The sequence below is a fragment of the Streptomyces sp. NPDC001415 genome, assembly GCF_053597395.1.
Genome location: NZ_JBSFIE010000027.1, coordinates 15,979 through 37,738 on the forward strand (window position 1 = coordinate 15,979; position 21,760 = coordinate 37,738).

Annotated in this window: 17 protein-coding genes; 5 read left to right on the forward strand and 12 right to left on the reverse strand. The window is 71.0% G+C overall.

Translation table 11 applies throughout. From position 1 onward, the window contains the following. Positions 1 to 196: 196 nt before the first annotated feature. Positions 197 to 2,368, forward strand: a complete 2,172-nt coding sequence (locus ACWC2B_RS28370) for a RecQ family ATP-dependent DNA helicase (protein ID WP_450721444.1) — start codon at positions 197 to 199, stop codon at positions 2,366 to 2,368. 231 nt (positions 2,369 to 2,599) lie between these two features. Beyond that, on the forward strand, positions 2,600 to 3,229 hold the full coding sequence (locus ACWC2B_RS28375) for a hypothetical protein (protein WP_450721446.1): 630 nt from the start codon (positions 2,600 to 2,602) through the stop codon (positions 3,227 to 3,229). Between the two features lie 282 nt (positions 3,230 to 3,511). On the opposite strand, the gene ACWC2B_RS28380 is transcribed toward ACWC2B_RS28375, so the two are convergent. The 3 genes from ACWC2B_RS28380 to ACWC2B_RS28390 form a co-directional block, all read right to left on the reverse strand. Beyond that, a complete protein-coding gene (locus ACWC2B_RS28380) occupies positions 3,512 to 4,129 on the reverse strand; it encodes a hypothetical protein (RefSeq protein WP_450721448.1) in 618 nt (205 codons plus the stop codon). A 234-nt stretch (positions 4,130 to 4,363) separates the two neighbouring features. Then, positions 4,364 to 5,074: a ribonuclease HII gene (locus ACWC2B_RS28385; RefSeq protein ID WP_450721450.1), complete on the reverse strand. Its 711-nt coding sequence runs from the start codon at positions 5,072 to 5,074 to the stop codon at positions 4,364 to 4,366. 128 nt (positions 5,075 to 5,202) lie between these two features. Next, positions 5,203 to 5,826, reverse strand: coding sequence for a TetR/AcrR family transcriptional regulator (locus ACWC2B_RS28390; RefSeq protein WP_450721452.1), 624 nt, complete (start codon positions 5,824 to 5,826; stop codon positions 5,203 to 5,205). 301 nt (positions 5,827 to 6,127) lie between these two features. Between ACWC2B_RS28390 and ACWC2B_RS28395 the strand changes: the two genes are divergently transcribed. Next, on the forward strand, positions 6,128 to 7,681 hold the full coding sequence (locus ACWC2B_RS28395) for an MFS transporter (protein WP_450721454.1): 1,554 nt from the start codon (positions 6,128 to 6,130) through the stop codon (positions 7,679 to 7,681). Between the two features lie 121 nt (positions 7,682 to 7,802). On the opposite strand, the gene ACWC2B_RS28400 is transcribed toward ACWC2B_RS28395, so the two are convergent. From ACWC2B_RS28400 to ACWC2B_RS28415, 4 genes are all read right to left on the reverse strand, one after another. After that, on the reverse strand, positions 7,803 to 8,723 hold the full coding sequence (locus ACWC2B_RS28400; protein WP_450721456.1) for an ADP-ribosylglycohydrolase family protein: 921 nt from the start codon (positions 8,721 to 8,723) through the stop codon (positions 7,803 to 7,805). 12 nt (positions 8,724 to 8,735) lie between these two features. Then, entirely contained in the window at positions 8,736 to 9,395 is a 660-nt protein-coding gene (locus ACWC2B_RS28405) for a histidine phosphatase family protein (protein ID WP_450721458.1), read from the reverse strand. 91 nt (positions 9,396 to 9,486) lie between these two features. Next, positions 9,487 to 10,092 carry a YdbC family protein gene (locus tag ACWC2B_RS28410; protein WP_450721460.1) on the reverse strand — a complete coding sequence of 202 codons (606 nt, stop codon included), beginning with the start codon at positions 10,090 to 10,092 and terminating at the stop codon, positions 9,487 to 9,489. A gap of 112 nt (positions 10,093 to 10,204) precedes the next feature. Continuing rightward, entirely contained in the window at positions 10,205 to 11,032 is an 828-nt protein-coding gene (locus ACWC2B_RS28415) for an arylamine N-acetyltransferase family protein (protein ID WP_450721462.1), read from the reverse strand. A gap of 165 nt (positions 11,033 to 11,197) precedes the next feature. Between ACWC2B_RS28415 and ACWC2B_RS28420 the strand changes: the two genes are divergently transcribed. Continuing rightward, the gene (locus tag ACWC2B_RS28420; RefSeq protein WP_450721464.1) at positions 11,198 to 11,728 is read left to right on the forward strand and encodes a TerD family protein; all 531 of its coding nucleotides are present in this window, start codon (positions 11,198 to 11,200) and stop codon (positions 11,726 to 11,728) included. A 109-nt stretch (positions 11,729 to 11,837) separates the two neighbouring features. On the opposite strand, the gene ACWC2B_RS28425 is transcribed toward ACWC2B_RS28420, so the two are convergent. Continuing rightward, positions 11,838 to 14,732 carry a vitamin B12-dependent ribonucleotide reductase gene (locus ACWC2B_RS28425; RefSeq protein WP_450721466.1) on the reverse strand — a complete coding sequence of 965 codons (2,895 nt, stop codon included), beginning with the start codon at positions 14,730 to 14,732 and terminating at the stop codon, positions 11,838 to 11,840. A gap of 155 nt (positions 14,733 to 14,887) precedes the next feature. Beyond that, positions 14,888 to 15,409 carry a transcriptional regulator NrdR gene (nrdR, locus tag ACWC2B_RS28430; RefSeq protein ID WP_365442895.1) on the reverse strand — a complete coding sequence of 174 codons (522 nt, stop codon included), beginning with the start codon at positions 15,407 to 15,409 and terminating at the stop codon, positions 14,888 to 14,890. Between the two features lie 556 nt (positions 15,410 to 15,965). Here nrdR and lexA point away from each other — a divergent pair. Then, a complete protein-coding gene (gene lexA, locus ACWC2B_RS28435; RefSeq protein WP_053726378.1) occupies positions 15,966 to 16,754 on the forward strand; it encodes a transcriptional repressor LexA in 789 nt (262 codons plus the stop codon). Between the two features lie 109 nt (positions 16,755 to 16,863). Here the strand turns inward: lexA and ACWC2B_RS28440 are convergent, their stop codons facing one another. From ACWC2B_RS28440 to ACWC2B_RS28450, 3 genes are read right to left on the reverse strand one after another with little or no spacing between them, the layout of a single operon-like run. Further along, entirely contained in the window at positions 16,864 to 18,834 is a 1,971-nt protein-coding gene (locus ACWC2B_RS28440; protein WP_450721469.1) for an ATP-dependent DNA helicase, read from the reverse strand. Positions 18,835 to 18,871: 37 nt separating this feature from the next. Then, positions 18,872 to 20,797, reverse strand: coding sequence for an IucA/IucC family protein (locus ACWC2B_RS28445; RefSeq protein ID WP_450721471.1), 1,926 nt, complete (start codon positions 20,795 to 20,797; stop codon positions 18,872 to 18,874). A gap of 58 nt (positions 20,798 to 20,855) precedes the next feature. Then, complete coding sequence (locus ACWC2B_RS28450; RefSeq protein ID WP_450721473.1) at positions 20,856 to 21,749, reverse strand: GNAT family N-acetyltransferase; 894 nt, start codon at positions 21,747 to 21,749, stop codon at positions 20,856 to 20,858. Between the last annotated feature and the right edge of the window lie 11 nt (positions 21,750 to 21,760).

The window sequence follows — 21,760 nt, forward strand, 5'->3', positions numbered from 1 at the left end:
CCACCGGGCGACGTGAGGGAGCTTGGCGTGGCCTGCTCAAGCCGTTCTCAAGCGGTCTTCAAGGTGCCTTCAAGGTGGCTTCAAGCCAGTCGCGCCCGGCCGTGGCGGGCTGCCGCCCACCTCGGTGACCAGCGGGAACGGCTGATCAGGAACGGTTCGTTCCGCGATTGTCAGAGGTGTCCTGTTGTATGGGGGCATGGAGCACACGAGCAACGCGGAACTGCGCACCGAGGCCGACACGGTCCTCGCCCGTCTCGTCGGGGACGCCACCGGCACCGCGCGGCTGCGCGAGGACCAGTGGCGGGCGATCGAGGCGCTGGTCGCCGACAAGCGGCGGGCGCTCGTCGTGCAGCGCACCGGCTGGGGCAAGTCCGCGGTGTACTTCGTGGCGACCGCGCTGCTGCGGGCCCGGGGCGCGGGCCCCACCGTGATCGTCTCGCCGCTGCTCGCGCTCATGCGCAACCAGGTCGAGGCGGCGGCCCGGGCGGGCATCAGCGCCCGGACGATCAACTCGGCCAACCCCGAGGAGTGGGACACCATCCAGGCGGAGGTCGCGGCGGGCGCGGTGGACGTGTTGCTGGTGTCGCCCGAGCGCCTGAACAATCCGGATTTCCGGGACAACGTGCTGCCGAAGCTGTCCGCGGCGACGGGTCTGCTCGTGGTGGACGAGGCGCACTGCATCTCCGACTGGGGCCACGACTTCCGGCCCGACTACCGCCGACTGCGTACGATGCTGGCCGAACTGCCGCCCGGCGTCCCGGTGTTGGCGACCACGGCGACCGCGAACGCCCGGGTGACGGCGGACGTGGCCGAGCAGCTCGGCACCGGCGGCGGCTCGGACGCGCTGGTGCTGCGCGGCCCCCTGGACCGCGAGAGCCTCAGCCTCAACGTGCTCGCGCTGCCGGACGCGGCCCACCGGCTCGGCTGGCTCGCCGACCACCTCGACGAGCTGCCGGGCTCGGGGATCATCTACACGCTGACCGTCGCGGCGGCCGAGGAGATCACCACGTATCTGCGCCGGCGCGGGCACACGGTCGCCTCGTACACCGGCAAGACGGAGAACGCGGACCGCCAGCAGGCCGAGGACGATCTGCTCGCCAACCGGGTCAAGGCCCTGGTCGCCACGTCCGCGCTCGGCATGGGCTTCGACAAGCCGGACCTGGGCTTCGTGGTCCACCTGGGCTCGCCCTCCTCCCCCATCGCCTACTACCAGCAGGTCGGCCGCGCGGGCCGCGGCGTGGCCCACGCGGAGGTACTGCTGCTTCCGGGCCGCGAGGACGAGGCGATCTGGAAATACTTCGCGTCGGTGGCCTTCCCGCCCGAGGAGCAGGTCCGGCGCACCCTCGACGTCCTCGCCCAGGCCGGCCGCCCGCTGTCGCTGCCCGCCCTGGAACCGCTGGTGGAGCTGCGCCGCACACGCCTGGAGACGATGCTCAAGGTGCTCGACGTGGACGGCGCGGTGCACCGCGTCAAGGGCGGCTGGACGAGCACGGGCGAGCCCTGGGTGTACGACACCGAGCGGTACGCGTGGGTCGCCCGGCAGCGCTCCGCCGAGCAGCAGGCGATGCGCGACTACGCGTCGACGACGGGCTGCCGCATGGAGTTCCTGCGCCGGCAGCTCGACGACGAGCAGGCGGCGCCGTGCGGGCGCTGCGACAACTGCGCGGGCGCCCGCTTCACCGCGGACGTGTCCGGCAGGGCCCTGGACGAGGCGCGCGGCGAGCTGACCAGGCCCGGCGTGGAGGTGGAGCCCCGCAAGATGTGGCCCACGGGTCTGGCGGCCATCGGCATCGACCTGAAGGGACGCATCCCGGCGGGCGAACTGGCCTTCCCCGGAAGGGCGTTGGGGCGGCTTTCGGACATCGGCTGGGGCAACCGGCTGCGCCCGATGCTCGCGCCGGGCGCCCCGGACGGGCCGGTCCCGGACGATGTGGTGCAGGCCGTGGTGAGCGTCCTCGCCGACTGGGCGAAGGGTCCGGGCGGCTGGGCCTCGGGCCGTCCCGACGCGCCGCCGCGGCCGGCCGGCGTGGTGACGGTGCCCTCGCGCACCCGGCCCGCGCTCGTCGGATCGCTCGGCGCGCGGATCTCCGAGATCGGCCGGATGCCCCTGCTCGGCTCGCTGGAATACGCCGAGGGCCCGGCGGGCGAGCGGATCGCCCAGTCGAACAGCGCCCAGCGGGTGCGCGCGCTGCACCACGCCTTCGTCGTTCCTGACGCGCTGGCGGCCGCGCTCGCCGAGGCGCAGGGCCCGGTGCTCCTGATCGACGACGCGTCCGACACGGGCTGGACGCTGGCGGTGGCGGCCAGGCTGCTGCGCCGCTCCGGAGCCAAGGGGGTGTTCCCGCTGGCCCTCGCGGTCCAGTCGTGACGGCCAGTCGTGACGGGCAGGGGTGACCGGGGGTGCCGCTGGGCAGGGATATGAGCGCCATACCCGTCGATTCAGGTCAGCGGCGTCAATTGCTCGTTGCCGCCTGACTCCCCGGCGGCGAGAATTGGAGCCGCCCCCGCACGGTCCCCCTGTGGTCCGGAAGGGCTGTGCCGTGGTGCGCCCTCACCCGACCCTGCCCGCACTGCGGGCGCGTATCCGGAAGGGAGGAACGTGACCTTCGGATTCGCTCCGTCCGCAGCGTCCGCCCCCATGCCGGCCGACTCCGCGAACCGCTTCGGCAGGATCCTGGAGCCCGCCGAGTGGGCCGCGGCCGGAATTCCGCTGCTGCGCAATCCCCGTGAGGTCGTCAGCGGGCTGCACGCCCGGCACCGGCCGACGCCCACGACCGCCGTCGTCGCGGTCCTCGACCACGAGGAACGGCTCGCGGCCAGCGCGTCGTTCACCCGCCGCGCGGCTCCGGCCGACGGCTGGGAGTTCCGCAACGCGCTGCTCGCCCACCTGCGCCGGGTGATCCCGCACGATCTGCGCCGCCGGGCCCCGGTGCGCACCGCCGTGCTGCTCTACTGCCGCGACGGCGACGAGCGCTGGACGGAGGAGGACGGCGCCTGGATGTGGGGCCTGCGCGACGCCTGCACGCTGCACGGGCTGCGCTGCGGCGCGTACATCACGCTGACGCGCGGCGGCTGGCAGGTGCTCGGCGAGGGCCGCGGCGGCCGTCGTCCGAGCTCGATCGCCGGGCCGGGTTCACTGGCCGACGCCGAGAGCGAGCTGGCCGAGCCGCTGCCGCTGCGTTCCGGAACCGGAGCGGTGGAGATGCTGCGGCGCACCGCCGCGCGCTGAACCGTTCCGGCACGGCCGACCGTTCCGGCGGCGCAGGCACGGCCCCGATTCGGGTCGCAGCCCGGTTGCAGGCCTGCCCTGGTTCGGGGTCGGGTCCGTTTCGGGTCCGGCCGCCGCCCCGCCGGACAGATCCGGCCCGGGGCATGGCGGCACGGCCGCTGGGCTTCGGGCTCCGGAGCGCTCGCCCCGGATTCCCGGCTCGGGCCCGCGCGCTCGGACGATCGTGCGCGAGGGCGGAGCACCGGAGCCTGAGCGCCTGGGCCGGAGCTCAGACCCGGGCGCTCAGACTCCGGCGCCCAGCGCCGAGTTGATCCGCTGCGGGTCGCCGCACACGATGAGCAGCGCCTCGGCACGGGCCAGGGCGAGCGGAAGCGCGCGGGCGGCGTCGTCATCGGCGGCGTTGACGGCGACGACGACCACGGGCCGGGCCGAGGCCCGCTCCACGGCGGCGGCACCGGCGTAGAAGACGTCGTCCCGGGCGTCGTGCTGGGCCCAGTAGGCGTCCTCTCCGAAGGACAGCTCGTGCGCCGCCCACGGGTGCGCCTCACCGGTGGTGAGGACCAGGATGTCGCCCGGCGCGCGGCCGGAGTCGAGCAGCAGGTCCACCGCTTCGCCCGCGGCGTCGAGCGCGCCGTCGGCCGGAGCCGGGATGAGCTGGATCTGCGGGCCGGACGGGCTCGGTGGCCTATTCGGCGGGGTCTGCGCGGCGGCGCTGTGCGTGCGCTGCGCGGGGGGCGTGGGCCGGGCCGGGCCGGGGCCCGGACGTCCGGGACGCGGTGCGGCCGCGGGACGCGGACCGGGTACGGGGCGAGGGGTCTGCGCGGTGCGGCCGGCGGCCGGGGTGACGCGGGGACCCTGGGCACTCTCGTGAATCTGAGGCTCCTCGGGGATGAGAGGCATGAACTGATGTCTATCAAATGCCGGTGAAGGCGTCACCGGCGGGTGGGCACAAAGGTGCGATCGGGGCGGAGTCTCCCCGCAACTGGGCGGGAAAGTCCAGGGATTTCGGGATGCGGGCCCGGACTTTCGCACGTCCGCGAAGCGGACCGGAAGACTCCGGGAACGGGGTCGCACCGTACGGAACACGGACGGACAACCTCCGGAAATCGGCCGCGATCCGTTGGGCGATCCAAGTCAGAAGTCGAAGCCGAGCTGTCCCCCGCTTTCGAGTGCGGCCGCCTCCGCGGACAGCCGCGTCTTCTTCAGGTGCCGCCACCGGGGCATCGCGTCCAGGTACGACCAGGACAGCCGGTGGTAGGGCGTTGGCCCGAGTTCCTCAAGGGCCGCCTTGTGCACGGGCGAGGGGTAGCCGGCGTTCTCGGCGAAGCCGAATCCGGCGTACTGGCCCTGGGCGCCCACGAGTTGGGCCATCATCGCGTCCCTGCGCACCTTGGCGATCACCGAGGCGGCCGAGACCGCGATGCAGGACTGGTCGCCCTTGATCACCGTACGGACCCGCCAGGGAAGGCCGAGGTAGTCGTGCTTCCCGTCCAGGATCACCGCGTCCGGCCGTACCGGCAGCGCCTCCAGGGCGCGCACCGCGGCAAGGCGCAGCGCCGCGGTCATGCCCAGCTCGTCGATCTCCTCGGGTGAGGCGTCGCCGAGCGCGTAAGCGGTGACCCAGCCTTCGAGGACCGCGGCGAGCTCGGTGCGGCGCTTGGGCGTGATCAGCTTGGAGTCGGTGAGTCCGGCGGGCGGGCGGCGCAGTCCGGTGACGGCGGCGCACACCGTGACGGGACCGGCCCACGCCCCGCGTCCGACTTCGTCGACACCGGCGACGATCTTGGCCCCGGTCGTGGCGCGAATCGAGCGCTCGACGGTGTGGGTGGGTGGTTCGTACGGCATGGCGTTTGCAAGGTTACGCCGCCGGGAACCGCCCGCGACACCCAGGTCACCGCCGACCGCCCGAGGATCGCCCCGAGGCCCCGGTCAGAGCCCGTGTCCGATCCGCACAGCGCTCGATACACAGGGTCTCAACCCGTGCGGGGACGCAGCAGCGGCACCATGACCTGGTCGATCATCGCGGCGATGTCCTCGTCGCTCCATTCGCTTCCGCACACCTTCTGCCGGTACATCATCAGTCCCGGGATCACGTCGAAGACCAGCTCGCCGGTGGCGTCGGGGCGCACATCGCCCCGCTCGATCCCGCGGCGCACCACCTCACGGAAGAGCCGGTCGGCGGGCTCGATCACCCGGTGCCGGATCAGCTCGTGGAACCGGTCGGCCGAGGCGCTGTCGCATTCGTAAAGGACCGAACGCAGTGCGTGGCCGGACCGCGAGTACATCGTGCCGCGGATCCGCCGGCACAGCTGGTAGAGGTCCTCGCGTACGGAACCGTGGTCCGGCGCGTCGTCGAGGCCGGGGAAGCCGGACCGCAGCGCGTCCGCGACCAGCTCCGCCTTGGAGGGCCAGCGGCGGTAGACCGCGGCCTTCCCGGTCTGCGCGCCGGCGGCCACGCCCTCCATGGTGAGACCGCTCCAGCCGACCGTGCTCAGCTGTTCCAGCGCGGCATCCAGGATCGCCCGTTCCAGGACGGGGCCCCGGCGGCGCAGCGAGACGGGCTGCGCCCGGGCGTCGGTCCAGCGCGAAGTAGCCATCTGCTTCTCTCCGTTGGGGATTCTCCGCGGGGACGGATATCCCCTGTTGGGGACGGTGTTTCCCCCTTGGGGAGGGGGGGTTGAAGCGTACGGGGGGAGGCGGCGCGCCGCCTCCCATGGTGACCCCGCGTCACCGGATGTTCCAGACGCCGACCGGCCTCATCGACACCCGGACCGGCACCGGCGCACGGCCGTCTCGCGCCCAACTCCCAAGGAAAAGCCTTGTGTTCGGTCCCGGCCACTCACTATCGTCACCCATTAGTGAACGGAAGCGTTCACTAAAGTTTTCAGGGGGATCTAAGTGACGCCCAATCAGATAGGCACGGCCCAGCCCACAGAAACCCGCCCCAAGGACCGTTCGGCCCGGCCCGGCATAGCCCTGACCGTCATCGCGGCATGCCAGCTGATGGTGGTGCTCGACGCGACCATCGTCAACATCGCTCTGCCCCACATCCAGACCGCTCTCGGCTTCTCCACCAACGACCTCACCTGGGTCATCAACGCCTACGCGCTCACCTTCGGCGGGCTGCTGCTGCTCGGCGGCCGGGCCGGTGACCTGCTCGGCCGGCGCCGGATGTTCATCACCGGCATCCTGGTCTTCACGCTCGCCTCGCTGCTCGGCGGATTCGCCCAGGAGCCCTGGCAGTTGCTCGCGGCGCGCGCCCTCCAGGGCATCGGCGGCGCCATCGCCTCACCGACCTCGCTCGCGCTCATCGCGACGACGTTCCCCGAAGGCCCGGAACGCAACCGCGCGTTCGGTGTGTTCGCCGCCGTCTCGGCCGGTGGCGGCGCGATCGGTCTGCTCGCGGGCGGCATGCTCACCGACTGGCTGAACTGGCGCTGGGTGCTGTTCGTCAACGTACCCATCGGTCTCTTCATCGCGTTCCTCGCACCCCGTTTCATCAACGAGTCGCAGCGCCATCCGGGCCGCTTCGACCTCACGGGCGCGCTCACGTCCACCCTTGGCATGGCCGCGCTGGTCTACGGATTCATCCGGGCGTCGACCGACGGCTGGAGCGACTCGCTGACGCTGGGCTCGTTCGCCGCGGCCGTCCTGCTCCTCCTCGCCTTCATCGCGGTCGAGCGCCGCTCGGCCCAACCCATCACGCCCCTGCGGATGTTCGCCGACCGCAACCGTTCCGGTACGTACGTGATGATGCTCAGCCTGGCCGCCGCGATGTTCGGCATGTTCTTCTTCATCGTGCTGTTCGTGCAGAACGTGCTGCACTACAGCCCGATCAAGGCGGGCCTGGCCTTCCTTCCGGTGACGGTCGCGATCGTCACGGGCGCCGGAATCTCCTCCAACCTTCTGCCGAAGCTCGGCCCCAAACCCTTCATGGTGACCGGAACCACGCTCACCGGCCTCGGCATGGCCTGGCTGACCCAGATCGACCCGGACAGCTCGTACGCGGGCGGGATCCTCGGCCCGATGCTCATGTTCGGCACCGGCATGGGCCTCAACTTCGTCACCCTGACCCTGACCGCCGTGTCCGGTGTCGCCGACAAGGAATCGGGCGCCGCCTCGGGCCTGTTGAACACCACCCAGCAGGTCGGCGGCGCGCTCGGCCTGTCCATCCTGACCACCGTGTTCGGCACCGCGAGCCGCCACGAGGCCACCACCCAGGTCAAGGACTTCCTGGCGAACGGTTCGCCCGAGCAGAAGGCCGCGTTCCTCAAGTCCCATCAGCTGCCCGCCCCTTGGAGCGACGAGGTCCTCGCCCACGGCATCGGCATCGCGTTCATCGCGGCCGTCGCACTGGTCGCCCTGGCGATCGTGACGGCCGTGTTCGTCATCCAGGTCCGCAAGAGCGACCTGGAGGCCCTGAGCGGCAACAACGCCGGCGCCGCGCTCTAGGAGTGCGCTTCTTGGGCCCGTCCTGCGGATCTTGTCCGGGACGCGCGGGCCCGGCACTCCGGCCGTGACGCAGCCGCCCCGTCCGCGTCGTGCGGGGCGGCTCGTCTACGAGGGGGTCGCGTCAGCCGACCGGGGCGGCCGGGACCCAGTCCGGCAGGTGCTCGGTGCGCTCCAGCCACTCGGCGGGCGGCGCCCCGGCCGGGGCGGACGCGATCACCCCGCCCACGATCGCGCAGGTCGTGTCGACGTCGCCGCCCACCTGCGCGGTCGTCCAGAACGCCGACGCATAGTCGCCGAGCCCGCGCGCCGCCGACCAGAGGGCGAACGGCACGGTGTCGTGCGCGCTGGTGCGCCGCCCGGAGCCGAGCACCGCGGCCACCGTCGCCGCGTCGTCGTAGTCGAGCATGTCCCGCGCCCGCCGCAGCCCGGCACCGACCGCGCTGCGCGGCACGAGCGCGACCACCGCGTCGAGCAGCTCGCCCGGCGCGGGAGGACCCGCGGGCGCGGCGACCAGGGCCGCGGCCGCCGCGACGGCCATGGCACCGACGACGGCCTCGCGGTGCTGGTGGGTGGTGTACGACGAGATCTCGGCCTGGTGCGTGGCCTGCTCGGGATCGTCCGCGTACCAGGCGCCGAGCGGCGCGATCCGCATGGCGGAACCGTTGCCCCAGGAGCCCTGCCCCTTGAACAGCGCGGAGGCCAGCTCCCGCCAGTCCCCGCCCTCCCGGACCAGGCGGAGCATCCGGTTGACGGCGGGGCCGTAGCCCCGGTCGAAGTCGTGGTGATGCGCGAAGGACAGCGCGAGCGCGTCCTGGTCGATCCGACCCTGCGAGGCGAGCACCGCGAGGACCGAGCAGGCCATCTCGGTGTCGTCGGTCCACTGCCAGGGGCCGTCGGGCAGTTCCCGGCGCTTGAGGCGGGGATAGTTGGCGGGGACGAAGAACTGGGAGCCCAGGGCGTCGCCGACGGACAGCCCGCGCAGGCTGCCCAGCGCGCGTACGAAACGCGGGTCGAGTGATTCGGTGGAGGAGTCAGCGGTCATCTCGGAGCCACTCTATCCGGTGATCCCGTACGGTTCCGGGGCACGCCACCGCTGGAACGGCCGGTCCAGCGAGTACCGCCCGTCGGCGCCGAGCAGCAGCGTCCTGGTCTCGGCGTTCCCCGGATTGGACAGCGACTCGAAGTCCGCCACGCTCCAGTGGAACCAGCGCATGCAGAACAGCCTCATGGTGAGCCCGTGCGTCACGAGCAGCACGTTGGGCGGATGGTCCGGTGCCTCGAAGCTCCGGTAGAGGCTCTCCAGGAACGCCCCCACCCGGTCGTAGACGTCGGCCCCCGACTCGCCCTGCGCGAACCGGTAGAAGAAGTGCCCGTACGCGTCCCGGTACGCCTTCTGCAGCTTGACGTCGTCCCGGTCCTGCCAGTTCCCCCAGTCCTGCTCGCGCAGCCGCGGCTCCTCCCGGATCCGCACCTGCGCCGGGTCGAGGCCGAACGCCCGGAACGTCTCGTGGGTGCGCCGGTAGGGCGAGACGTAGACGCTGACCTTCTCGTTCCCGAACGTCGCACGCAGCCGCTCCCCCGTGGCCTCGGCCTGGCGCAGGCCGGCCTCGGTGAGCCTCAGCGCATGGTCGGGCTCGCGCTCGTACACGGTGTCGTCGGCGTTGCCCTCCGACTCGCCGTGCCGGACGAGGACGATGCGTCGCGGTCTTGCCATGCCCAAACCCTAGATCGCCCGCGCCACGATCGAGCACTTGTCCGGCCTCCATCCGGCGTAGGCGGTAGGCGCCCTTCGGGCTGGACGTCCCTCAGACCGTCCAGTCCGCGTCGAGCTCGACGACATCGCCGGTCAGCGCTGCGACATCGGTCTCGGTCTGCGCGCGCAGCGAGAGCCGCTCCACCCGGTCGGCCCGGTACTTGCCGTGCTCGGCGGCCGACTGCCACATGGAAAGGACCAGGAACTCGTGGCCGGGCGCCTCGGCGAACACTCCGCGCAGCATGCCCGGGGACCCCGCCATCGCCGGGTTCCAGACCTTCTCCTGCATCAGCGCGAAGTGCTCGACCCGTTCCTCGTGCACCCTGCAGTGCGCGACGCGGACCACGTCCGCGTCGGTGAAGCGCGGCTCGAAGCCGGTCTTCACATCGAAGCGATGGTCGAAGAGCTTCGCCTCGATGTCCTTGTACGTGCCGGACTGTGCGGCGGCGAGCCGGTCGTGCGCCCGGGCCATGAAGGAGTCGTAGAACGCGCGGCTCTCCCAGAAGCCGAAGACATGGGCCACTTCCGGCCGCCTCCGGCTCCAGCCGCCGCCCTGCCCCCGGAAACCGGGCTCACCCAGCAACCCCGCCCATTTCCGCTGCCCCCGCTCGAAACCGCGGCGGTCCACCACGGTGCAGCGAATCCACTTGACCAGCACCGCGCCATCGTACGGCGCACCACCATGCCCCGGTCAGGCTCCGGCGGACTGCTTCCGCGGGAATATGCCGCGCGCCCCGAATCCCAGTTCACTGCCGAACACCGGGCCGAAATCACCGGCCATTCAACCCACCCCCCAATGCGCCCAGTTGTGCGAGTTCCTCATGCTCCATCACGATATCGAAGACCTCTGACAACACCGCTCCGAGCTCGTCGGCGGGCACCCGTCGACGCTCCTGGGTTCCATCCGTACGAACGGTGGTGAACTCGTCCCGCACCAGCGCCCGGCGCACTCCGGGCGCGGTCCGCTGCGCCACGACCTGGCCCACGAAACGGGATTGGGGATGCGAGGAGCTGTAGTGGTTCATGACCGTGAAGTCGGCCGGGTACAGCGTCTGCGGGGCGAAGGCATAGAGGTCGAGCCATCCCTCGGGCCGCAGCGACCGCAGTACGTGGGTGCCGTCGCCCTCAGTGCCGATGCCGAAGGTCCATCCGCCCTGCTCCACGACCGCACCGTCCCTCAGCGGCACCGGCTCCAGCGGCCCCTGCCCCCCGAACCCCGTGTCGCAGAGCCAGAGTTGACCCTCGACCGTGACCGCGAGCAGCGCATGGGTCACCGGCACCAGCGTCGTCCCCCGGCTCCGGTTGCGGGCTCCGCGCCCGCCGAACTCGAAGCCCAGGCGTTCCAGCACGGCCGCGAACAGCGAGTTCTGCTCGTAGCAGTAGCCTCCGCGGGCCTGCCCGACGAGTTTGCCGACGAGGCTCTTCACATCCAGCGGGACGGGCCGGCCGAGGGCCACGTCCAGGTTCTCGAAGGGGATGGCCGCCACGTGCGCGCGGTGCAGTTCCCGCAACGTCCTGAGCGTGGGCGACGCGTCACCGTCGTAGCCGATCCGCGCGAAGTAGGCGTCCAGGTCGACGTCTTGGCCGTTCCACATCATGATCCCCCTGATGAAAACCCGAGGACCCCCGCGGCCCCCGCCACCCACAATGATCACCGCCCCGGGCGTCGCGCGCCAAACCATTCTTCGAACGACTTCACCATGACGAGCGTGACAGCATGGAAGCTCGCGGGGGCGGCAGGTCGGGCACGGGGAGGGGTTTGGATGAGCGGCATCAGCAAAGGGCTCGGCACGGTCGAGGTGGCACTGCGATGGGACCCCAGCCCGCTCGGCGCCCCCGCCCACGACCTGGATGTGGTCGCGGGCGTCTATCCGGCGGCCGCCCCGTACGGACCGCCCGACTACTGGGTGTACTTCGACAGCCGCTCCCCCGACGGCACCATCTACCTGAACCGCGACAGCCGGACCGGCCAGGGCCTCGGCTACGACGAGGTCATGACCGTGGAGCTCGCCCGCATGCCCGCGGAACACGCGCGCGTCGTGATCGGCGTGATCATCCAACAGCGGGCCGGACGCCTCGTCTTCGGCGATGTGGCGAACCCCGGCGTCCGCATCCGGGACGGCTACACCGAACTGTCGAACCACGGCTTCACGCAGGTGGCGGGCTCCCGGGCGACGACGGTCGCGGAGTTCACCCGCGCCGAGTCCGGCGCGTGGGCATTCCGCGAGGACATCCGCGGTTTCTCCCTTGACCCGGACGCCTTCATCGCCGCTATGGGCACCGCGTCGGCTTGAACCTGGGCACGACTGAGGGGACCGGCGATTGCCGGTCCCCTCAGCGCACTTCTGCTCAGCTAAACCTGCGAGTCACGTGGGACGGTCCGCCCTACGTGTCCGGCCGGTGTCAGCTGCAACCGCTGGTCGAGCCGCAGCCCTCGCAGATGTAGCAGGAGCCGGCCCGCTGCATCTTCGTACCGCAGGAGAAGCAGAGCGGGGCGTCGGCGCTGACACCGAGCTGCATCTCGACGAGCTCGGCCGAGTTGTGCGCGACCTTGGGGGCCTCGACCGCGGCCGGCTTCGGTGCGGCGACGGCCTTCAGGGTCTCCGTCTGGCGCGGCGCCGACTGGGCCAGACTCTCGACGTCCAGCTCCTCGTCGTCCATGGTCGGCTCGTACGAACCGGTGTCCAGGTGGCGCTGGCGCTCCTCGGCGGAGTGGATGCCGAGCGCGGAACGGGTCTCGAACGGCAGGAAGTCGAGCGCCAGGCGGCGGAAGATGTAGTCGACGATCGACTGCGCCATCCGCACGTCCGGGTCGTCCGTCATGCCGGCCGGTTCGAAGCGCATGTTGGTGAACTTCGAGACGTAGGTCTCCAGCGGCACGCCGTACTGGAGGCCGACCGAGACGGCGATGGAGAAGGCGTCCATCATGCCCGCGAGGGTGGAGCCCTGCTTGGACATCTTCAGGAAGACCTCACCGAGACCGTCGTCCGGGTAGGAGTTGGCGGTCATGTAGCCCTCGGCGCCACCGACCGTGAAGGAGGTGGTGATCCCCGGCCGCCCCTTGGGGAGGCGCTTGCGGACCGGGCGGTACTCGACGACCTTCTCGACCGCGGTGCGGATGGTCTCCTCGGCCTTGGCGGTGACCGCCTCCTTCTCCTTGTCCTTGGTCTTGGCGGAGAGGGGCTGGCCGACCTTGCAGTTGTCGCGGTAGATGGCGAGCGCCTTGACGCCCATCTTCCAGGCCTCGAAATAGACCTCTTCGACGTCCTCGACGGTCGCCGTCTCCGGCAGGTTGACCGTCTTGGAGAGCGCGCCCGAGATCCACGGCTGGATGGCCGCCATCATGCGGACGTGGCCCATCGCGGAGATGGAACGCTCGCCCATGGCGCAGTCGAAGACCTCGTAGTGCTCGGTCTTCAGGCCGGGGGCGTCGATGACGTTCCCGTGCTCGGCGATGTGGGCGACGATCGCCTCGATCGCCTCCTCCTGGTAGCCGAGGCGGCGCAGCGCCTGCGGCACCGTGCCGTTGACGATCTGCATCGAGCCGCCGCCGACCAGCTTCTTGAACTTGACCAGCGCGAGGTCGGGCTCCAGGCCGGTGGTGTCGCACGACATGGCGAGACCGATGGTGCCGGTGGGCGCGATGACCGAGGCCTGCGCGTTGCGGAAGCCGTTCTTCGCACCCAGCCGGATCACGTCCTGCCAGGCCTCCGTGGCAGCGGCCCAGATCGGGTTGTCCAGGTCGTCCACGTGGATGGCCGCGGCGTTGGCGTCGGCGTGCTGCTTCATGACGCGCTGGTGCGGCTCGGCGTTGCGTGCGTAACCGTCGTACGCGCCGACGACGGCGGCGAGCTCGGCGGAGCGCTTGTACGAGGTGCCGGTCATCAGGGAGGTGATGGCGCCGGCGAGCGCGCGGCCGCCGTCGGAGTCGTACGCGTGGCCGGTGGCCATCAGGAGGGCGCCGAGGTTGGCGTAGCCGATGCCCAGCTGGCGGTAGGCGCGAGTGTTCTCGCCGATCTTCTGGGTCGGGAAGTCCGCGAAGCAGATCGAGATGTCCATCGCGGTGATGACCAGCTCGACGACCTTGGCGAAGCGCTCGACCTCGAAGGACTGGTGGCCCTTGCCGTCGTCCTTGAGGAACTTCATCAGGTTCAGGGACGCGAGGTTGCAGGACGTGTTGTCCAGGTGCATGTACTCGCTGCACGGGTTCGAGCCGTTGATGCGGCCGGACTCGGGGCAGGTGTGCCAGTGGTTGATGGTGTCGTCGTACTGGATGCCCGGGTCGGCGCAGGCCCAGGCCGCCTCGGCCATCTTGCGGAAGAGCGACTTGGCGTCGACCTCTTCGATGACGTCACCGGTCATGCGGGCCCGCAGGCCGAACTTGCCGCCGGTCTCGACGGCCTTCATGAACTCGTCGTTCACGCGGACCGAGTTGTTGGCGTTCTGGTACTGGACGGACGTGATGTCGTCGCCGCCCAGGTCCATGTCGAAGCCCGCGTCGCGCAGCGCGCGGATCTTCTCCTCTTCCTTCACCTTGGTCTCGATGAAGTTCTCGATGTCGGGGTGGTCGACGTCGAGGATGACCATCTTGGCCGCGCGGCGGGTCGCACCGCCGGACTTGATGGTTCCGGCCGACGCGTCCGCGCCGCGCATGAAGGAGACGGGGCCCGAGGCGTTCCCGCCGGAGGACAGCAGCTCCTTGGAGGAGCGGATGCGGGAGAGGTTCAGGCCGGCGCCGGAGCCGCCCTTGAAGATCATGCCCTCTTCCTTGTACCAGTCGAGGATCGACTCCATGGAGTCGTCGACGGCCAGGATGAAGCAGGCCGAGACCTGCTGCGGCTGGGGCGTGCCGACGTTGAACCACACCGGCGAGTTGAAGCTGAAGATCTGGTGCAGGAGTGCGTACGCCAGCTCGTGCTCGAAGATCTCGGCGTCGGCGGGCGAGGCGAAGTAGCCGTAGTCCTCGCCGGCCTTGCGGTAGGTCTTGACGATCCGGTCGATCAGCTGCTTGAGACCGGTCTCGCGCTGCGGGGTACCGACGGCCCCGCGGAAGTACTTGCTGGTGACGATGTTGACCGCGTTCACCGACCAGAAGTCGGGGAACTCGACGCCACGCTGCTCGAAGTTGACCGAGCCGTCGCGCCAGTTGGTCATGACGACGTCACGGCGCTCCCAGGCCACCTCGTCGTACGGATGCACGCCGGGGGTGGTGTGGATGCGCTCGATGCGCAGCCCCTTGGTGGCCTTGGATCCCTTGGCTCGGGAGCCTCGTGCCGGGCCGCTCGCCGTCTCTGTCATTGCCGCCTCCCATACGCGGGCAAAAACGCCCAAAAGTGCCTGAATGTTCCCAAGGCACGGTGTTTGTCTGTTGCCACGGGCGCAGCCGAAGCTCACCCCTGGCAGGTCCTGGATTGCCGCCGATCGGCGACCGCGGGCCCGTCCGGGCCCCTCGGTCAGTCGGCAGCGGTGGCGGGCACGGGGACCTCGGGGGTCACGCCGGCCACGCACTCGTCTGATCGGTCTGTGGGAGGCCGTCGCTCGCGGAGTTCCACGATGGCGGCCTCGAAGTCTTCGAGCGTGTCGAAAGCTCGGTAAACGGACGCGAAGCGCAGGTACGCGACGAGGTCGAGCTCCTGCAACGGGCCGAGTATGGCAAGCCCCACGTCGTGGGTGGTCAGCTCGGCGCTGCCGGTGGCGCGCACCGCCTCTTCGACCCGCTGGCCGAGCTTGGCGAGGGCGTCCTCCGTGACGGGTCGCCCCTGGCATGCCTTGCGGACGCCAGAGATGACCTTGGTGCGGCTGAAGGGCTCGGTCACGCCGGAACGCTTGATGACCATCAGCGAGGCCGTCTCCACCGTCGTGAAGCGACGGGAGCAGTCGGGGCACTGGCGGCGCCGGCGGATCGACGTGCCGTCGTCGGTCGTACGACTGTCGACGACACGGCTGTCGGGGTGCCTGCAGAAGGGGCAGTGCATGGTTCCCAACCCTCCTTCACAGCACGACTGAATAGCCTCACCAGGCCCGGAAACCTCCGGCGAAGCGACCACAAGCATAGGCGATGGCCGGGGTCTTGAAGGACCATGGACCACAACTTCTGGGCGGCTGTACCAATCCAACCACTAGATCTAGGGTTTCGCTGGTTGGTCCGGCCCTACCGCGTGTCGTGGAACCCCGGCTGCGGGCCGACGGTTTCCGGCCGCCCAAGAGGTTACGGGAAGCGCGTCGCAGCGCCGGATCGCGGGGTGCCGGATGACAGACTGTGCGCCGGTACGCCGCCGTCGCGAGCGACACGCGGCGGCCGCCGGAACGGTCCCCCAGGGGGTGGTCGCCAAGCGTCCGCCTCAGCGGTGAAGGGTACCGTAATGGGCCGAATTGACGTTCGACGGGCCCCCAATCGGGACTCGCACATACACCCACCCGCCGAGCGGTGTAACGCGTTCTGCGATTTTTCACTCGAACGTGTGTTTGGCGCAACCTTTCGAAAGCAACTACCGTTGTCCAGCTAGGGAGACCATTTCGAGAGGGGCCGACGTGACCACCACCGCAGACAGTGCCACCATCACTGCCCAGGACCGCTCCCAGACCCGACTTGAGCCGGTGCATGCCATGAATGACGCAGTCACGAACCAGGGGGCGGACGCGGGGCGTGCCCGCTCGCTGCCCGGCCGACCTCCAGGGATCAGGGCGGACAGCTCCGGCCTCACCGACCGGCAGCGGCGGGTCATCGAAGTCATCCGGGACTCGGTGCAGCGGCGTGGCTACCCGCCGTCGATGCGGGAGATCGGGCAGGCCGTCGGCCTCTCCAGCACCTCGTCCGTCGCCCACCAGCTGATGGCCCTGGAGCGCAAGGGCTTCCTCCGCCGCGACCCGCACCGCCCGCGCGCGTACGAGGTGCGCGGCTCCGACCAGCCGAGCAGCCAGCCCACGGACACCGCGGGCAAGCCCGCCGCCTCGTACGTGCCGCTGGTGGGCCGGATCGCCGCCGGTGGCCCGATCCTCGCCGAGGAGTCGGTCGAGGACGTCTTCCCTCTCCCCCGCCAGCTGGTCGGCGACGGCGAACTGTTCGTCCTGAAGGTCGTCGGCGACTCGATGATCGAAGCCGCGATCTGTGACGGCGACTGGGTCACGGTGCGCCGCCAGCCCGTCGCCGAGAACGGCGACATCGTCGCCGCGATGCTGGACGGCGAGGCCACCGTCAAGCGCTTCAAGCGCGAGGACAACCACATCTGGCTGCTCCCGCACAACGCCGCCTACCAGCCGATTCCCGGCGACGACGCGACCATTCTGGGCAAGGTCGTGGCGGTGCTCCGGCGGGTCTGACCCCTCCGCCGGCTCTGACCGGGCCCCGGGACCCTCTGCGCCGGTCCCGGGGCCCCGCTGTGTCCGCCGCGCTCCCGCCCACGCGCTGTGGGCGGGAGCGGCACCCGTCCTACTTGCCGTCCGCCTTGGCCGCCGCGTCAATGGCCGCGAGCGAGCGACGCGCCTGGTTACGGTCCGTGGTGTACCAGAAGTCGGGCAGCGAGGCCCGCAGATAGCTGCCGTAGCGGGCGTTGGCCAGCCTCGGATCGAGCACCGCGACCACGCCCCGGTCCCCCGTCGCCCGTACGAGACGGCCCGCGCCCTGCGCCATCAGGAGCGCGGCATGTGTCGCCGCCACGGCCATGAAGCCGTTGCCGCCGCCCTCCTCCACCGCCTTCTGGCGGGCGCTCATCAGCGGGTCGTCGGGGCGCGGGAACGGGATCCGGTCCATGACCACCAGCTGACAGCTCGGCCCGGGCACATCGACGCCCTGCCACAGCGACAGCGTGCCGAACAGACAGGTCTTCGGGTCGGCCGCGAACGACTTGATCAGCTCGCCCAGCGTCTCCTCGCCCTGCAGCAGGATCGGATTGTCCAAGCGTCCGCGCAGTTCCTCGGCGGCGGCCTGGGCGGCCCGCATCGAGGAGAACAGGCCGAGGGTGCGGCCGCCGGCCGCCTCCACCAGCTCGGCCAGCTCGTCCATCATGTCGCCGCGCGAACCCTCCCGGCCCGGGGTGGCCAGGTGCTTCGCGACGTAGAGGATGCCCTGCTTGGGGTAGTCGAACGGCGAGCCGACATCCAGGCCCTTCCACTGCGGGACGTCCTCGCCGCCGGTGCCCTCCGGGGACAGGCCGAGCGAGGCGCCCACGCCGTTGAAGTCCCCACCCAGCTTGAGCGTCGCGGACGTCAGGACCACCGAGCGCTCGGCGAAGAGCTTCTCCCGGAGCAGGCCCGACACCGACAGTGGGGCCACCCGCAGGGAGGCGCCGAAGCGGTCGTGGCGCTCGTACCAGACGACGTCCCACTCGGAGCCGTTGGTGATGCGCTCGGCCACGCCGTGAACCGTCTCCAGCATGGCGAGGGCCTGCTTGCGCACGGCGTCCTCGTCCTGGACGGACTTGTCGCGGGTGGAGCCGAGCGCCGAGATCACCTCGCGGGCGGCGTCGCGCAGCGCCATCAGCGCATAGCCGAGGTCCTCCGGGACCTCCTCCAGGCGGCCCGGCAGCGCCAGCTCCATCACCCGCTCGAAACCCTCGGCGGCCGTCTGGAGGCTGTCGGCCACCTTCTCGTTGACGAGCTTGGCGCTGCGCCGCACGGCCCGGTTGACCTGGCCGGGGGTGAGCTCGCCGGTGGCGACGCCGGTGACCCGGGAGACCAGCTCATGGGCCTCGTCGACGATCAGCACCTCGTGCTGCGGGAGCACCGGGGCGCCCTCGATCGCGTCGATGGCGAGCAGGGCGTGGTTGGTGACGACGACGTCGGAGAGCTTGGCGCGCTCGCGGGCCATCTCCGCGAAGCATTCCGCCCCGTAGGCGCACTTCGTGGCGCCCACACATTCGCGGGAGGACACCGAGACCTGGCCCCACGCCTTGTCCGAGACACCCGGTGTCAGGTCGTCGCGGTCGCCGGTCTCGGTCTCGTCCGCCCAGTCCCGCATCCTGAGCAGGTCCTGGCCCAGCTTGCTGGTGGGCGCGGCCGACTCGAACTGGTCGAAGAGCCCCTCGTCCTCGTCCTGCGGCGCGCCCTCGTGGAGGCGGTGCAGACACAGGTAATTGGAGCGGCCCTTCAGCATCGCGAACTGCGGGCGGCGCCGCAGCAGCGGGTGCAGCGCGTCCACGGTGCGCGGCAGGTCGCGCTCCACGAGCTGGCGCTGGAGCGCCAGCGTCGCCGTGGCGATCACGACGCGCTCCCCGTGCGCGAGGGCCGGCACCAGATAGCCGAGGGACTTTCCGGTGCCGGTCCCGGCCTGGACCAGCAGGTGGGAGCTGTCGTCAACGGCATCGGCGACAGCCGTGGCCATGGTGACCTGGCCAGGCCGCTCCACGCCGCCGACGGCGGTGACGGCGGCGTGCAGGAGCTCGGGGAGTGAAGGCTTTGTCATAGCCAGACCACCCTACGGCTCGCCACTGACAATCCGATCACTCAGCCGCTGCGAGAGGGTTCGCCACGGTGCCGTGGACGGTGGCGTGCGGCCGCTCGGAGCGGTCCCGGTAGCCGTCCGTGTGCAGCCGGTTCCGGTTCAGGCAGAGCCGGTCGATCCGGGGTGTGAGCAGGTCGAACGTCTCATGGCGGTCCTTCTCGTGCGGGAAGCGTGCCTGGTGGCGCAGGATCTCTTCGCGCACCAGAGCCCAGAAGTTGGCCTCGGGGACGCCCAGTTGGTCCTCGCAGAGCGGGGCCAGGAACCGGAAGACGCCCACGAAGAGCCCCGAATGAATGAATTGCGTGAGGAAGGAGGGCTCCTCTGTAAGGAGGATGTTCCGCACGTCCTCGGGCATCGAGTCGTGCTCGGGAAGATGTTCGGCGCTCACATTGATGTCGTCGACGAAGTCCTTGATCGCCAGGCGTACGGGCACGTCCTGGTCGTCGAAGACGACGATGGCGTTCTCCCCGTGCGGCGAGAAGACGGTTCCGTAGCGGTAGAGGAAGTGCAGCAGCGGCGGCAGCAAGGCATTGAAGAGCCGACGCAGCCACACCTGGGGCGCGAGCCCCGAGCGGGCGACGAGTTCGGCCGTGAAGGCGCGCCCTTCGGGGTCGGTGTGGAGCAGCGCGGCCAGCGTGCGGGCCCGCTCCCCCGCCGCGAGCCGCCGCGGCAGAGGCTCGCGCCAGATCGCCCCCAGCAACTCCTTGTACTGGTAAGGGACTTCGCCCATGCGGTCGTACAGCGGGTGCTCCACGGCGACCGAGGCGACCTCTCCAAGCAGGATCACCCGGCATTCGTCCCGCAGAAAGGGGTCCCGGTCGCACAGGCCCTGCACCCAGGCGGTGACGGCGGGCGCGGCCACGGTGCGCTCGGTCGGCAGGCCCCGCCAGACCAGGGTGTTGAGGATGGACAGCGGCAGTTTCACCGTGTGGCGCTCGGGCCGCGAGAGGTTCAGGAAGGTGCGGATGGACTGCTGCGGAAGCCGTACGTCGCCGTCGGTGGGCAGCGGCACGATGGCGTTGTCGGCGACGGCCGGGGCGAAGAGCGGAAGGATCATCTCCGTCCACTGCCAGGGGTGCACGGGCAGGTAGAGGTACGCCGCCGGGTCGAGGCCGCGGGCCCGGAGCGCGGCGGCGAACGCCCCGCGGGCGGGGGTGTCGAGCTCGCGGTCGTAGAGCCGGTCCGGCGTGGCCAGCGTCTCGACCCCGCGGTAGCTCGCGAGGTCGGTGCGGACCGCGATCCAGGGCAGCCTGGCCGGGGTGCGGGCCTCCGGGCTCCAGCGCGCGGCGTCGTCGGCGGAGAACCCGAGCCGGCCCTTGTTGAGCACGAGCCAGGGGTGGCCGGTCTGGTGGCCCTCCAGCTCCGCGTAGCCGAGGTCGGCGAGCCGGTCGACGGGCAGCGCGGTGGAGTTCAGGCGGGTGTCGGCGGCCAGCGTGGCGGTGAGTTCCCGTACGAGGTGACCGAAGGTGGCCCCGTCGACACCGAGGGTCCGGCGGGCGAGCGCGAGGAAGCGGATGGGGTCGCCGAATGCCTCGGAGGACGGGAGCGAGTGGCCGGGGGCGCTCCGGCCGCCGGGCTCCTCCACGCGCCGGGGGCCCTGCTCGGTGCGCCGGACGGAGTCGGGGTCCACCTGCCAGCCGCCGTACGCACCGCGCCGGGCCAGGAAGGTCAAAGTGCTGCCGTCGTCCAGCGTGAACCCGTACTGACCTGCGTGTTTTCCGCCCGGACCGGCGTTGTCAGTGGTGGGGCCTACCGTTGGTTGCACGATTTCCTCGTACGCGAAGGCACCGATCATCTTCGCGAGGAGGAGGCGTCCCGCACGGTCCCAGGCCTCGCGGTTCAGCTCGGGAGGGGCCAGCAGCCCGGGCGGGGCTTCGGGGGTAAGGAGGCCGCGGGAGTCATGGGGGGAAGGAGGGTTCGGCACAAAGACTCCTCGGGGTGGGACCGATTCGACTGAGGGTGTATGCGGAGCGGCGGGGCGTTCACAGCAGGTTCCTGAGCGCGCGGTCGCGGACCATCAGGGCGGCTCGCTTGTCGGGCAGGTCGACCTCCGCGTGGAAGCGGAAGCCGGCGCCGAGGAACGCGGAGACGGAGGGGGTGTTGCGCAGATCGGGTTCGGCGATCACGCGGGGGCAGTGCGGACGGTTGTCGATGACCAGGTCGGCGACGGCCCGGAGCAGGGCGGTCCCGACCCCCCGGCCGCGGTCGGCGACGCCGCCGATGAGCAGATGGAGACCGGTGTCGTGCGGGCGGGCCGGATAGTGACGGGCCAGCGGGTCCAGGTCCGCGCGGTAGATCTCCCAGTAGCTCATGGGAGTTCCGTCGAGGACGCCCAGGCAGGGCACGCTGCGGCCGTCGCCGTCCAGCTGGTTGCGCAGATGGGCGGCGGTGACGGACGCGGGTCCCGCCAGGTCCCAGAAGGCGGCCACGGCAGGGTCGTTCATCCACTGGGCAAGGAGAGCGAGGTCGCGTTCGAGATGTACGGGGACGAGCTGGAACACCCCGAGCGGGGTCGTGACGGGCGCCCAGTCGCCCGGCGAATCGAGCAGGTCCTCCGCGACGGGGCGGGCCCGCCGGTCAGCACCGCCTGACTGCGGCGGCGGGCCGGTGGCGGCGAGCTGCTGGGCCGCGTCGCCCGGGAGAGGATCCGGGCTCGCGCTCCCTGGGCCGACGGGAGCGGGATCGGTGCCCGGGCCGCCGTGCTCGGGCCCCAGGGGCCCGCCGGTCCTGTCCGGGCTCCAGCCGCCCGGCCCGGCTGCGCTGTCGCCGAACAGGGCGACCAGCTCGTCGGGCAGCTCCAGGTCCAGGGTGTCCTCGGCCGCCTCGCCCGGGTGGGGGGCCGGTCCGGCGCCGGTACTCGCATCGGTGGGAGGCACGGCGACGCTCC